Annotated in this window: 14 protein-coding genes and 2 tRNA genes; 13 read left to right on the top strand and 3 right to left on the bottom strand. The window is 38.4% G+C overall.

The window, feature by feature from the left end; genetic code table 11:
- Nucleotides 1–517: 517 nt before the first annotated feature.
- The 7 genes from KHA96_RS20990 to tsaD all read left to right on the top strand — a co-directional run bounded on the left by KHA96_RS20990 (nucleotide 518) and on the right by tsaD (nucleotide 4131).
- Complete coding sequence (locus KHA96_RS20990) at nucleotides 518–997, top strand: C40 family peptidase (protein ID WP_349305820.1); 480 nt, start codon at nucleotides 518–520, stop codon at nucleotides 995–997.
- Nucleotides 998–1256: 259 nt separating this feature from the next.
- Nucleotides 1257–1330, top strand: a tRNA-Met gene (locus tag KHA96_RS20985).
- 25 nt (nucleotides 1331–1355) lie between these two features.
- A tRNA-Asp gene (locus tag KHA96_RS20980) sits at nucleotides 1356–1431 on the top strand.
- 74 nt (nucleotides 1432–1505) lie between these two features.
- The gene (tsaE, locus tag KHA96_RS20975; protein WP_213131293.1) at nucleotides 1506–1976 is read left to right on the top strand and encodes a tRNA (adenosine(37)-N6)-threonylcarbamoyltransferase complex ATPase subunit type 1 TsaE; all 471 of its coding nucleotides are present in this window, start codon (nucleotides 1506–1508) and stop codon (nucleotides 1974–1976) included.
- Nucleotides 1957–2658, top strand: a complete 702-nt coding sequence (tsaB, locus tag KHA96_RS20970; protein WP_213131292.1) for a tRNA (adenosine(37)-N6)-threonylcarbamoyltransferase complex dimerization subunit type 1 TsaB — start codon at nucleotides 1957–1959, stop codon at nucleotides 2656–2658. Before tsaE ends, tsaB begins: the two co-directional genes overlap by 20 nt.
- Nucleotides 2651–3118 carry a ribosomal protein S18-alanine N-acetyltransferase gene (rimI, locus tag KHA96_RS20965; protein ID WP_213131291.1) on the top strand — a complete coding sequence of 156 codons (468 nt, stop codon included), beginning with the start codon at nucleotides 2651–2653 and terminating at the stop codon, nucleotides 3116–3118. The genes tsaB and rimI overlap by 8 nt, the downstream gene beginning before the upstream one ends.
- Nucleotides 3115–4131 (top strand): tRNA (adenosine(37)-N6)-threonylcarbamoyltransferase complex transferase subunit TsaD, encoded by a 1017-nt coding sequence (gene tsaD / locus KHA96_RS20960; RefSeq protein WP_213131290.1) that lies wholly within the window; start codon nucleotides 3115–3117, stop codon nucleotides 4129–4131. Before rimI ends, tsaD begins: the two co-directional genes overlap by 4 nt.
- A gap of 563 nt (nucleotides 4132–4694) precedes the next feature.
- Here tsaD and KHA96_RS20955 read toward each other — a convergent pair.
- Nucleotides 4695–6623 carry an ABC-F family ATP-binding cassette domain-containing protein gene (locus tag KHA96_RS20955; protein WP_213131289.1) on the bottom strand — a complete coding sequence of 643 codons (1929 nt, stop codon included), beginning with the start codon at nucleotides 6621–6623 and terminating at the stop codon, nucleotides 4695–4697.
- A 130-nt stretch (nucleotides 6624–6753) separates the two neighbouring features.
- Between KHA96_RS20955 and moaC the strand changes: the two genes are divergently transcribed.
- The 4 genes from moaC (at nucleotide 6754) to tatC (ending at nucleotide 8971) form a co-directional block, all read left to right on the top strand.
- Nucleotides 6754–7257 (top strand): cyclic pyranopterin monophosphate synthase MoaC, encoded by a 504-nt coding sequence (moaC, locus tag KHA96_RS20950; RefSeq protein WP_213131304.1) that lies wholly within the window; start codon nucleotides 6754–6756, stop codon nucleotides 7255–7257.
- An 18-nt stretch (nucleotides 7258–7275) separates the two neighbouring features.
- Nucleotides 7276–7938: a redox-sensing transcriptional repressor Rex gene (locus KHA96_RS20945; RefSeq protein WP_213131288.1), complete on the top strand. Its 663-nt coding sequence runs from the start codon at nucleotides 7276–7278 to the stop codon at nucleotides 7936–7938.
- Between the two features lie 76 nt (nucleotides 7939–8014).
- Nucleotides 8015–8203, top strand: a complete 189-nt coding sequence (locus tag KHA96_RS20940) for a twin-arginine translocase TatA/TatE family subunit (protein WP_213131303.1) — start codon at nucleotides 8015–8017, stop codon at nucleotides 8201–8203.
- A 15-nt stretch (nucleotides 8204–8218) separates the two neighbouring features.
- Nucleotides 8219–8971: a twin-arginine translocase subunit TatC gene (gene tatC / locus KHA96_RS20935; RefSeq protein WP_213131287.1), complete on the top strand. Its 753-nt coding sequence runs from the start codon at nucleotides 8219–8221 to the stop codon at nucleotides 8969–8971.
- A 12-nt stretch (nucleotides 8972–8983) separates the two neighbouring features.
- On the opposite strand, the gene KHA96_RS20930 is transcribed toward tatC, so the two are convergent.
- Nucleotides 8984–9184: a DUF4305 domain-containing protein gene (locus tag KHA96_RS20930; RefSeq protein WP_213131286.1), complete on the bottom strand. Its 201-nt coding sequence runs from the start codon at nucleotides 9182–9184 to the stop codon at nucleotides 8984–8986.
- Nucleotides 9181–9915: a CPBP family intramembrane glutamic endopeptidase gene (locus tag KHA96_RS20925; protein WP_213131302.1), complete on the bottom strand. Its 735-nt coding sequence runs from the start codon at nucleotides 9913–9915 to the stop codon at nucleotides 9181–9183. Before KHA96_RS20925 ends, KHA96_RS20930 begins: the two co-directional genes overlap by 4 nt.
- 246 nt (nucleotides 9916–10161) lie before the next feature.
- On the opposite strand from KHA96_RS20925, the gene groES reads away from it, so the two are divergent.
- Both groES and groL read left to right on the top strand, forming a co-directional pair.
- A complete protein-coding gene (groES, locus tag KHA96_RS20920) occupies nucleotides 10162–10449 on the top strand; it encodes a co-chaperone GroES (RefSeq protein WP_213131285.1) in 288 nt (95 codons plus the stop codon).
- A gap of 50 nt (nucleotides 10450–10499) precedes the next feature.
- Entirely contained in the window at nucleotides 10500–12128 is a 1629-nt protein-coding gene (groL, locus tag KHA96_RS20915) for a chaperonin GroEL (protein WP_213131284.1), read from the top strand.
- Nucleotides 12129–12477 lie beyond the last annotated feature (349 nt).

Below are 12477 nucleotides of genomic sequence, written 5' to 3'. Positions count from 1 at the left end.
GCCGATGGTAGTAAGGGGTCTCCCCTTGCAAGAGCAGGACGTTGCCAGGCAATCAAGGACATTCTCAACTGAGAGTGTCTTTTTTTGTTTTTATTTAAGTTATTCATTATTGATTTTCGAGTAGGTAGGAGAATTAATAGGCGGGTAATTTCCTGCTAATGTATTTTGAGGAAGCTTGAAAGGAGATATAAGCGGAAATATTCCGATTAACTGCTCTAAATAAGACAAAAACCAAGAAATTGGATGGTATAGACGGAAATACTTCCCTTATATTAAAGCAAATATGGGTATTTCACAATTTAAACGGAATTTATCCGTGTATTTTTTAAGTACAGTGCAATCAGCATACAGGTAAAAAACCGCTTAATATATAAATGGCAACTGGGATTAAAAGAATCATTGCAGTCTTAACCTTTATGTAACTATTTTTAACCAATAAGAAACGAATCCCTTTATTGAATTGTTTATGATGTCTATAGAAAGAAAAAAACAAAAAAACGAAAGAGGGATTTGTAAAATGGAAATGAGTATCTCCGTAAAAAAATCATCATGGGTCATCGCAATTGTCACAGCCTTAGCACTTATGTTTTCATCTTTGTTTAGCTTGAATGCAGATGCGGCAGCACAGACAAAGGGAGAGAAGGCAGCGGCCTATGCACAAACGTTGAAAGGGAAACCGTTTAAATGGGGTGGAACAACGACAAAAGGATTCGATGCTTCTGGCTTTACTCAATATGTGTACGCTAAAAGCTTAAAGGTACAGTTACCACGTACAAGTGCAGACCAATATAAAAAAGGTAAAAGCGTCAAGTTGAAAGATCTTAAAGCAGGGGATTTAGTATTTTACAAAACAAATGGTAAATCTGTTTCATTTGTCGGTATCTATGTTGGGAAACAACAATTTATCGGTGCAACATCGAATGGAGTTAAAATTCAATCGATGAACCTTACGTACTGGAAATCAAAGTATGTTGGCGCAAAAAGGATTGTAAACTAAAAAATCTACAGGAGAGTCTATCATGAAGCGGGCAAAGATGAAGGAACTTATTCACTTTTTGATCTATTTACTTATAGCGGTGTCCCTTTTCGGGATGGTCACTCTCCTCGTTGTCTTTTTCTTTATACATTTTTGATCTTCGTAGGTATGAATCCTACGGAGATTTTTTTATTTGAATTAAGACAAATAATACTTGCTTTTTTTTGGAGTACCCGGTATAATAAGTTTTGTTGCACATTAGGAATACATTATTTATCGTCGCGGGGTGGAGCAGTCTGGTAGCTCGTCGGGCTCATAACCCGAAGGTCGCAGGTTCAAATCCTGCCCCCGCAATCATTTTTTTCACACCATAGAGATAGGTCCCGTGGTGTAGCGGTTAACATGCCTGCCTGTCACGCAGGAGATCGCGGGTTCGATTCCCGTCGGGACCGCCATATAATCTTAAAATGAAAACGAAACTTAGTTTCGTTTTTTTTCATATTATCATGTACTAAAAGGGAGTACTCGAATGGGAAGCATTCAGTTTAATTCAAATAGACCCGAAGATACGTTTAAGCTTGCAAAGCGGTTGGGCAAATTGCTCATTCACAACGATATTATCTTACTTGAAGGGGATCTTGGAGCTGGGAAAACCACTTTTACAAAAGGTCTTGCCGCTGGGTTAGAGATTCAAAAAAACGTTAATAGTCCAACTTTTACAATTATAAAGGAATACATTGGAAGGCTTCCCCTTTATCATATGGATGTATACAGAGTTGAAGATGCATTTGAAGATTTGGGGATTGATGAATATTTTTACAACGGTGGGGTAACAGTGATTGAATGGGCTCATATTATAGAGGAACAACTCCCATCTGAACATCTCTCTATTTATATATACCATGATGGTCAAGATAAGCGTATTTTAAAATTTGAGCCGTCCGGGGCAAGATATGAAGCGTTATGTAAGGAGCTATTCAATGAAAATCTTAGCGATTGATACTTCTAATGATTGTTTAGGTATTGCATTATTAAGTGAAGAAAAAATTATTGGCGAATATATCACAAATATGAAAAAAAACCATAGTGTTCGAGTCATGCCGGCCATAGAGCGATTACTTTCTGATTGTGAGACGGATACAACAGAATTGAGCAAAATTGTTGTGGCGCAAGGACCAGGATCCTATACAGGTGTTCGTATTGGTGTGACGATTGCGAAAACAATGGCATGGAGTTTGGGAATTCCATTAGTTGGGGTATCAAGTCTCGCCATACTAGCAGCATCTGGTCGTTATTTTACAGGTGTTATTTGTCCATTGTTTGATGCAAGAAGAGGGTTAATTTATACGGGCTTATATAAGTATGAAAATGGAGTCCTCGTCGATGTGATGGAAGACCGAAATATATTAGCGAGTGAATGGGCTGAGACACTTAGTTCTTATAAAGAATCTATTTTATTTATTGGAAATGATGTATCTATTCATAAAGAAACATTCAAAGCTATACTGCGAGAAAAAGCTATTTTTTCACAAATACCGGAACAAAATCCAAGGCCGAGTGAGCTTGGGATGATGGGGTTAAATCTTCCAGCCGCGGATATACATTCTTTCACCCCGGATTATCTCCGTCTGGTTGAGGCAGAGGCGAAATGGCTGGAAAAACAGGAGCAAAAAAATGATTGATTATCAGCAAGATACGTGTGGCATTTCGTTTCGAATCGCGAAGGAATATGACATTGAAAGTTTAGTTAAAATTGAACAACAATCGTTCTCAGTACCATGGCCAAAGGAAGCTTTTTATCAAGATATTATTAGTAATCGGTTTGCTGTTTACTTAATAATAGAATACAACAAAGAGATTGCTGGCTACTGCGGAGTATGGCTTGTTATGGATGAAGCGCATATTACTAATATTGCTGTCCTCCCAGAGTTTCGAGGACGAAAGCTTGGAGAAGCGTTATTGAGAAAAATGATGACTTTGGCAAAAGAAGCAGGCACTAAAACGATGACGTTGGAAGTTAGGGTCAGTAATACTCCAGCTAGATCTCTTTATAAAAAGTTGGGCTTCCAAGAAGGCGGCATTAGAAAGAACTATTATACAGACAACCATGAAGATGCCATTGTTATGTGGGTGAAGATATGAAAAAAGATTTAATCGTATTGGGACTTGAAACAAGCTGTGATGAAACTGCAGCTTCCATTATAAAAAATGGTACGGAAACCTTGTCAAATGTTGTCGCTTCGCAAATTGAAAGTCATAAAAGATTTGGCGGCGTCGTACCGGAGCTTGCATCCAGGCATCACGTAGAGCAAATCACCATCGTATTGGAAGAAGCATTTCAACAAGCAAATCTTACGATAAAAGATATTGATGCTATTGCCGTTACGGAAGGCCCGGGGCTAGTAGGAGCATTACTTGTAGGTGTAAATACAGCAAAGGCACTTGCATTTTCTCATAAAATTCCACTCGTGCCTGTTCATCATATTGCGGGTCATATTTACGCAAATCGTTTAATAACAGATTTGAAATTTCCATTAATATCTCTTGTCGTTTCAGGTGGACATACGGAGATTGTATATATGGAAAAGCATGGTTCATTCCAAGTAATTGGAGAAACTCTTGATGATGCGGCAGGGGAAGCATACGATAAAGTTGCACGAACTTTGCAGCTTCCGTATCCAGGAGGCCCTCATATTGACCGGCTTGCGCATGAGGGGAAGCCTTCTATTGACTTGCCTAGAGCATGGCTTGAAGAAGGGTCTTTTGATTTTAGCTTTAGCGGTCTAAAATCAGCAGTTATTAACACTCTTCACAACGCTGAACAAAGAGGCGAGACGATACATCCTGAAGATTTGGCGGCAAGCTTTCAAGCGAGCGTTGTGGAAGTTTTGACGAAAAAAACTGTTCGAGCAGCAAAAGAATATAATGTACACCAAGTTCTTTTAGCAGGAGGAGTTGCAGCGAATAAAGGACTGCGACATTCATTAACATCCGCATTTGAACAATATCCGGAAATCGACTTAGTCATTCCGCCACTTTCATTATGTACCGATAACGCGGCAATGATCGCAGCGGCGGGAAGTGTATTATTTGAGATGGGAAAAAGGGGGGCGATGGATATGAACGCCCACCCAGGTTTGGATATTGAAAAATAGATGTTTGAACCCAATGGGAGTAAGAGCCATTGGGTTTTGGTTTTGCTTATAAATTTTAGAATTTCTCGGAAATAGTCTACAGCAAACTTTCTGTATTTTCATACATAAATCAACCTCGCTTCTCCTTTAATATCCAGATACAGGACTAACCCTCAAGGCCATAAACTATCAGCAATAAAAGTCAAAGATCGACATTTTTCAATATTTTGCTTGTCAGAGACGCAGGGGATGGACAGGAGTCATAGCAACGATGGCAAAGTGAGGCAGGCTGAGCCGTACTTCCCCTCGACGATCTCTAGCCCTCCCTCGCTCACCGTGTATCTTTTATCTCGTCAGATCACAAAATATTGTACATTGCTGAACACATACTCCGTCTTTGTTATTGTGGATAAGCTGTGAGTAAATGTATAGAAGAAATGAGTATTCCCAACGATTAACCTTTATTTGTGGATAAAGAATTCTTATCCTGTGGATAATGTGGAAAAGTCTTAGGATAACTATTATATCAGCACTGTTTCTGTGAATAAGTTTGTGGAAAATAAAATAGCACCTAAAAAAAGGTGCTATTCCTGAAGAAGCTCTGATACTTCCTCCCACTCTTCTAAAAGTTGATCCATTTCTAATTTAATTTCTTCTATCTGTTTATTTATACTCATTACTTTTTCATGATCTTCGAAAATTTCTGGTTTGCAAAGAAGTTCTTCTAGTTCGCTCATTTTTTCTTCTAAGATTCCGAGGCGTTCCTCTATTTCTTCGACTCGCCGCTTTCTTTGTCTTTCAAGCTTTTTCGCTTCCTTGTCTTGTTGGAAAGTTGTTTTAGACGCACGGTTTTCTATCTGCACTTTTGACTGTGATTTTTCCGCATTGAGTCTAGCGATCTCTAGCATCTCTGCTTTTTTCTCTACATAATAACCATAATCACCAAGATATTCTATCGTCCCGTTAGGAGAAAGCTCGACCACTTTGGAGGCGATTCTGTTAATAAAATATCGATCGTGTGAAACAAAAAGAATCGTGCCTGGATAATCAACAAGCGCATTCTCAAGAACTTCCTTACTATCCAAATCTAAATGGTTCGTTGGTTCATCGAGAATAAGGAAATTAGCTTGTTCCAGCATTAAGATGGCAAGAGCAAGGCGAGCTTTTTCACCGCCACTCAGCGTAGAGACGGTTTTTTGTACATCGTCCCCACTAAACAAGAAATTGCCGAGCATCGTTCGGATTTCCTTTTCATCCTTCAAAGGGTAATGGTCCCAAAGCTCCTGCAAAACGGTTTTATTGGATGATAACTCTGCTTGTTCCTGATCATAATAGCCAATTGTGACATTGGTTCCGTAATCGATATTGCCCGAAAGTAATTTTAACTTTTTAATGATTGTTTTTAAAAGCGTGGACTTACCTACTCCATTTGGTCCTACTAATGCAATACTATCCCTGCGAAAGATGGAAAAACGTATATTTCTCGACAGAGGTGTATTTCCGTAGCCTATTGCAGCATCTCTTATTTTCAACACATCATTACCGCTTTGCTTTTCAATACCAAAGGATATAGAAGCGGATTTATCTCCACCGGCAGGTCTGTCCATCAGCTGCATTTTTTCTAGCTGCTTTCTCCTGCTTTGTGCCCTTTTCGTGGTAGAGGCTCGAGCTAGATTACGCTGAATAAAGTCTTGCAATTTCGACACTTCGTCTTGTTGCTTTTCATATAGCTTCATTTCACGCTCATAATTTTCTGCTTTTTGCACTAAATATTTGCTGTAGTTGCCATAGAATTTCTTTAATTCATGCATGGAAAGCTCATAAACTTGTGTTACTATTTTATCTAGGAAATATCGATCATGTGAGACGATTAAAATGGCTCCTGGATAGCCTACTAAATATTGCTCAAGCCAAGTAAGAGTTTCTATATCTAAATGATTAGTAGGTTCATCAAGAATCAATATATCTGGTTTTGTTAATAATAATTTGGCAAGGGCAAGGCGCGTTTTTTGCCCGCCGCTTAATGTTGCGATGAGAGTAGAGTAATCTTGCTCATAAAACCTAAGACCATGCAAGACAGAACGAATATCGGATTCATATTGATAGCCACCAATTTCTTCAAACTTTATTTGAAGCTGATCGTATTCTTTTAAAAGCTTTTCAGCATGTCCATCATGCGAACTATTCGCAAGTTCCAGCTCGATATTCCGAAGATTTTGTTCCATTTTTTTTATATAATCAAATACGGAAAGCATTTCATCCCAGATGGATAGTGAAGATTCGAGTCCAGTATTTTGCGCTAAGTAACCAATAGACACATCTTTTGGTTTTACAATTTGACCGGAATCATAGGATAAATGCCCCGCAATCATCTTCAGCAATGTCGATTTGCCGGCACCATTGCGTCCGACGAGGGCGATTCGATCTTTCGATTGTATTTCTAATTTTATATTTGACAGTATTAATTCCGCACCGAAGTATTTTGTCAGTTGCTGTATTTGTAGCAGCATCATTGCTTTTCACCTCTAGTTTCATAGTCAGTTTACCGTATAATCAATACTTTCGGCAATATCTCATTCATAAGTCCCTGAGAAAAAAGACAGCTTGAATGAAATAGTGTATGATAATAGAGAGGTGTTGGCATTGAATCAATTAACTCATTTTAATGAGCAGGGACGCGCAAAAATGGTTGATGTGAGTGAAAAACCTGAAACTGTGCGAACTGCAATGGCTCAATCAAGTATAGAAGTTAATGAGACTATATATGAACATATAACGACAAATAAAATAAAAAAGGGTGATGTGCTTGCCGTGGCGCAGGTTGCTGGCATCATGGCTGCAAAAAAAACATGGGAAATCATACCTATGTGCCACCCAATACCATTAAAGGGAATTGATATCTCATTTGGATGGAGTAAAAATACAAATGGGAACTGGCAGCTTGATATACAAGCTTTAGTTAAAACAATTGGAAATACGGGAGTAGAAATGGAAGCTCTCACTGCAGTATCTACAGCGGCATTAACGGTTTATGATATGTGTAAAGCAATTGACAAAGGAATGATCATCGGGCCAACCCTTCTAATAGAGAAAACGGGTGGAACGAAGGGAAAAGATTATAAACGACAATCTCACGATAATGAGTGAAGATCTGGAGGTTTAAGTATGGGCGACGAAACAACAAAAATACCACATGCAACGGCAAAGAGACTGCCTCTTTATTACCGTTTTATTAAAAATCTACATGCATCAGGAAAGCAGCGTGTATCTTCTGCACAGTTAAGTGAAGCGGTAAAAGTGGATTCAGCTACTATTCGCCGTGACTTTTCCTATTTTGGTGCATTAGGAAAAAAAGGATATGGGTATAATGTAAATTATCTCTTATCTTTTTTTAGCAAAACACTTGATCAAGATGAACTGACGAAAGTAGCACTAATAGGCGTTGGTAACCTTGGGACAGCATTTTTAAATTACAATTTCCTGAAAAATAATAATACGAAAATTTCCATGGCTTTTGAGGTCGATCCAAAAAAGATAGGAACGTCCATCAGCGGTGTGCCAATTTATGATATGGCTGAGCTTGAAAAAAGACTAAAAGATGAGCAAATATCGGCCGTCATTTTAACGGTGCCTGCCAATGCTGCACAGCAAATTACTGATCGACTAGAAGATACAGTTGTAAAAGGAATATTGAATTTTACACCGGCAAGACTTGCCGTGCCGCCGTCTGTAAGGGTCCATCATATTGACCTGGCTGTAGAACTTCAATCACTCATTTATTTCTTAAAAAATTATCCGAACGAAGACACGGAAAATTCACAAGAATAACGGTTTAGGAATAGCCAAACGGAATATCATCCTTTACAATAAATGAATAAGGAGGTGGGCGCAAATGGTATTAGGTATGATCGGACCAACTAGTGCAGTCCTAATCGGGCTTGTTGCGATTTTAATATTTGGCCCCAAAAAATTGCCTGAGTTAGGGAAGGCAGCTGGAAAAACACTTCGAGAATTTAAAAATGCTACAGCAGGCTTGGCGGATGATGATGAGAAAGATAAAGAGAAGGATCAGAAAAAAGACGCCGACCAATGATAGGATGAACGTGCAATGAATCAGAATCATATGACGATTTTAGAACATATAGACGAATTAAGAAAACGACTGATGATCATAGTCGTTTTCTTTGTATTGGCCATTATCGGCAGTTTTTTTCTAGTGGAACCATTAATCAACCTTCTCCAAAATGCTGCTTCAGCAAAGGAATTGACGATGAATGCGTTTCGTGTCACAGATCCTTTTAAAGTGTATATGAATATGGTATTTGTTCTGGCGTTAATCTTCACATCTCCCGTGATTTTATATCAAATATGGTCATTTGTGAGCCCAGGACTTCTTGAAAGGGAACGAAGAGTGACATTGGGATACATTCCTGCCTCTGTGTTTTTATTTTTGGCGGGACTAGCTTTTTCATATTTTATTCTTTTTCCCTTTGTTATGAAGTTTATGCTGGGCTTGTCCGGCAATATGGGAATTCAATCGACAATTGGAATCAATGAATACTTTCAATTTTTATTTCAAATTACACTGCCTTTCGGACTGTTATTTCAGTTACCAGTCGTCCTTCTATTTTTAACTAGACTCGGTATTGTAACACCGATGTTTCTGAAAAAGATTAGAAAGTATGCCTACTTTGTACTATTTGTCATCGCAGCTCTTATTACACCGCCAGACATTGTCTCTCATTTAATGGTCACCGTTCCGCTTTTACTACTCTATGAAATTAGTGTATGGATTGCGGGTATAGGTTATAAAAAAGCTCTGGCTGCAGAAGCGGAGCAAAGAGAAAAAGAGGAAGCCTAAGGCATCCTCTTTTTACTGTTTACTTTTTTTCTTTTTAATTTTAAAATGCAGTGCAATCAATCTAAATCCCGCGCCAAAATCAAATGTAGCTAAAATGAGCAATACATAAACGAAGAAATTCCAATCATTCATAATTACTTGCTGGAAAGCAAAAAATGTGAAAATACCTCCAAGAAATAAATATATCACTCCTGAAAAAAACGGAGATCTCATCTGAAAAACCCTCCAATCCAACCGTGAACCCACTCAAAAAGCCCAGCTTGATTATTCATATATTTAAATTGTGCGACCGTTACAATTGTATTCATCATCATATGAGAAATAATCGGAACGATAATCCTCTTTGTTTTCACATACAAAAAGGCAAAGGTAAAACCCATCGTTGCGTATAAAATGATATGCATTGGATCAAAATGGGCAAGTGAGAATACGAGCGAACTTAACAAGGCTGCGACCCAAAAAGGAAAACGATTATATAACATTCCAAAAATAACTTTTCGAAAGACGATTTCTTCTAAAATAGGACCAAAAATAGAACTTGATAATACAACTAGCGGAAATAACTTAATTAAGTTCATAATTTGTTCGGTATTTTCGGAGCCAGGCTTGATTCCAAGGGCGGTTTCAATATAGACACCGATTAATTGAGCGATAAAAGCAATAAAAATTCCTCCAATAGCCCACATGATCGCTTGATTTATCGGCATTGGCTCTCCTTGTTCTACTTTCGTATATGGTTTCACCTTTCTTAAAAGAAGAAGGACAATGATTAATCCAACAAAAAAGCTAAAAACAACCCAAATGCCTGTTGCCAATATTTCCATTTTTGCAGGTTCTATATGGAACAAGAAAATCCCGGCAAAACCTATTAAAGGCATACCGATAAATACGGAAAGCTGCATGGCAATGTAAGTAATCAATATATATAGATATTTTTTTTTCATCAATTAAATTTCCCTTCATCAATTTAAAACGACACAACCTTCATTTTACTAATAAACTTGGATGGCTTCAAATGTGAAAGCTTTTAAAAATAATGTAGAGCTTTGCTGAAAAAGTTTTATTGATAAATAGAGCTTAGGGCTTGCAAATCAATAATGAATTTATTATTATAATAACTGTGTTAGCACTCGTTGAGTAAGAGTGCTAATAAAATTAAAATACATATTCATTTAAGGAGGTTGTTTCACTTGTTAAAACCATTGGGTGATCGCGTCATTATTGAGCTAGTAGAATCGGAAGAAAAAACAGCTAGTGGTATTGTACTCCCGGATACAGCAAAGGAAAAACCGCAGGAAGGCAAAGTAGTTGCTGTAGGGACAGGCCGTGTTCTAGACAACGGTGAACGTGTGGCTCTAGATGTATCTGAAGGAGATACAATCATCTTCTCAAAATACGCTGGCACAGAAGTGAAATACCAAGGGACTGAATATTTGATTCTACGTGAATCAGACATTTTAGCTATTGTTGGAAAGTAAGTCTGATTCTTAATTTTAATTATAAAAACGTATGAGGAGGTCATTATTCAATGGCAAAAGATATTAAATTCTCAGAAGATGCTCGTCGCGCGTTACTACGCGGTGTAGACCAATTAGCAGATGCTGTGAAAGTTACATTGGGACCAAAAGGACGCAACGTAGTTCTTGAGAAAAAATTCGGTTCTCCACTAATTACAAATGACGGCGTTACAATCGCTAAAGAAATTGAATTTGAAGATGCATTTGAAAATATGGGTGCGAAGCTTGTTTCTGAAGTTGCAAGCAAAACAAATGATGTAGCAGGTGACGGAACAACAACTGCAACAGTTCTTGCACAAGCGATGATTCGTGAAGGCTTGAAAAATGTTACAGCTGGAGCAAATCCTGTCGGCGTTAAAAAAGGTATTGAAAAAGCAGTTGTAACAGCAGTAGAAGAACTAAAATCTATTTCTAGACAAATTGAAGATAAAGAGTCAATCGCACAAGTTGCATCTATTTCTTCTGGTGACGAAGAAGTAGGTCAATTGATTGCTGAAGCAATGGAACGAGTTGGTAACGACGGTGTTATTACTATCGAAGAATCTAAAGGTTTTACAACAGACCTTGAAGTTGTAGAAGGTATGCAATTTGACCGTGGATATGCGTCTGCCTACATGGTAACGAATACAGATAAAATGGAAGCTGAGCTAGAAAATCCATATATCTTAATTACAGATAAGAAAATCTCAAACATTCAAGAAATTCTTCCTGTATTGGAACAAGTTGTTCAACAAGGCAAACCACTATTATTGATTGCTGAGGACGTAGAAGGCGAAGCTTTATCTACACTTGTTCTTAATAAACTTCGTGGTACATTCAATGCTGTAGCGGTTAAAGCACCTGGTTTTGGTGATCGCCGTAAAGCAATGCTTGAAGACATCGCTATTTTAACAGGCGGTCAAGTTATCACTGAAGAACTTGGACTTGAATTAAAATCAGCAACAATCGATTCTCTTGGACGCGCAGCAAAAGTAGTTGTTTCTAAAGAGAACACAACAATTGTTGAAGGTGCTGGAAATTCAGCAGATATTAGTGCACGCGTTAACCAAATCCGTGTACAAGCGGAAGAAACTACTTCCGAGTTTGACAAAGAAAAATTACAAGAGCGCTTAGCTAAGCTTGCTGGCGGCGTAGCTGTCATCAAAGTAGGTGCAGCAACTGAAACAGAATTAAAAGAGCGCAAACTTCGCATCGAAGACGCATTAAACGCAACTCGTGCAGCTGTTGAAGAGGGTATTGTTTCCGGTGGTGGAACAGCACTTGTAAATGTATACAACAAAGTAGCTGCTATTGAAGCAGAAGGCGACGTTGCAACTGGAATTCGCATCGTACTTCGTTCACTAGAAGAGCCTGTGCGCCAAATCGCACACAACGCTGGTCTTGAAGGATCTGTTGTTGTTGAGCGTCTGAAAAAAGAAGAAATCGGCGTAGGATTCAACGCTGCTACAAACGATTGGGTTAACATGATCGACGCTGGTATCGTCGACCCAACTAAAGTAACTCGTTCAGCTCTACAAAACGCTGCATCTGTAGCTTCTATGCTATTAACTACAGAAGCTGTTGTAGCTGACAAGCCAGAACCAGCTGCTCCTGCAATGCCTGATATGGGCGGCATGGGTGGTATGGGAGGAATGATGTAACTTTCTGCACCGAAACGTTGGTGTAAGGCGGTTTTTATCACTAAAAAGTGATATATCCGCAAAAATATCACATTATATTTTGATATGCATTTTTATAGGATTGCTTTTCGTAAGATGTCTCCATAAAGTCCTTCGACTTTATCGGAGGCATCTTTTTTCATTGTGGTAAAATGTGTATAAATACCGACTGTAGTCTCTATATCTTCATGCCCCACTCGTTGCATTATTGTAGGGAGATCTACTCCGCTTTTGTCACCATACTGATATGTGTATGTCTAAATATGTGTGGGGTAGCATGCTTTTTATGGATGTACCATTATCATTGTTATGGCGTACAACGGACTAAGAA

This window comes from Bacillus sp. FJAT-49711 (genome assembly GCF_018343715.1).
GTDB lineage: Bacteria > Bacillota > Bacilli > Bacillales > Bacillaceae_C > Lederbergia.
The sequence above is the reverse complement of the archived record's forward strand: the minus strand, read 5'-3'. Positions and strand labels throughout refer to the sequence as shown.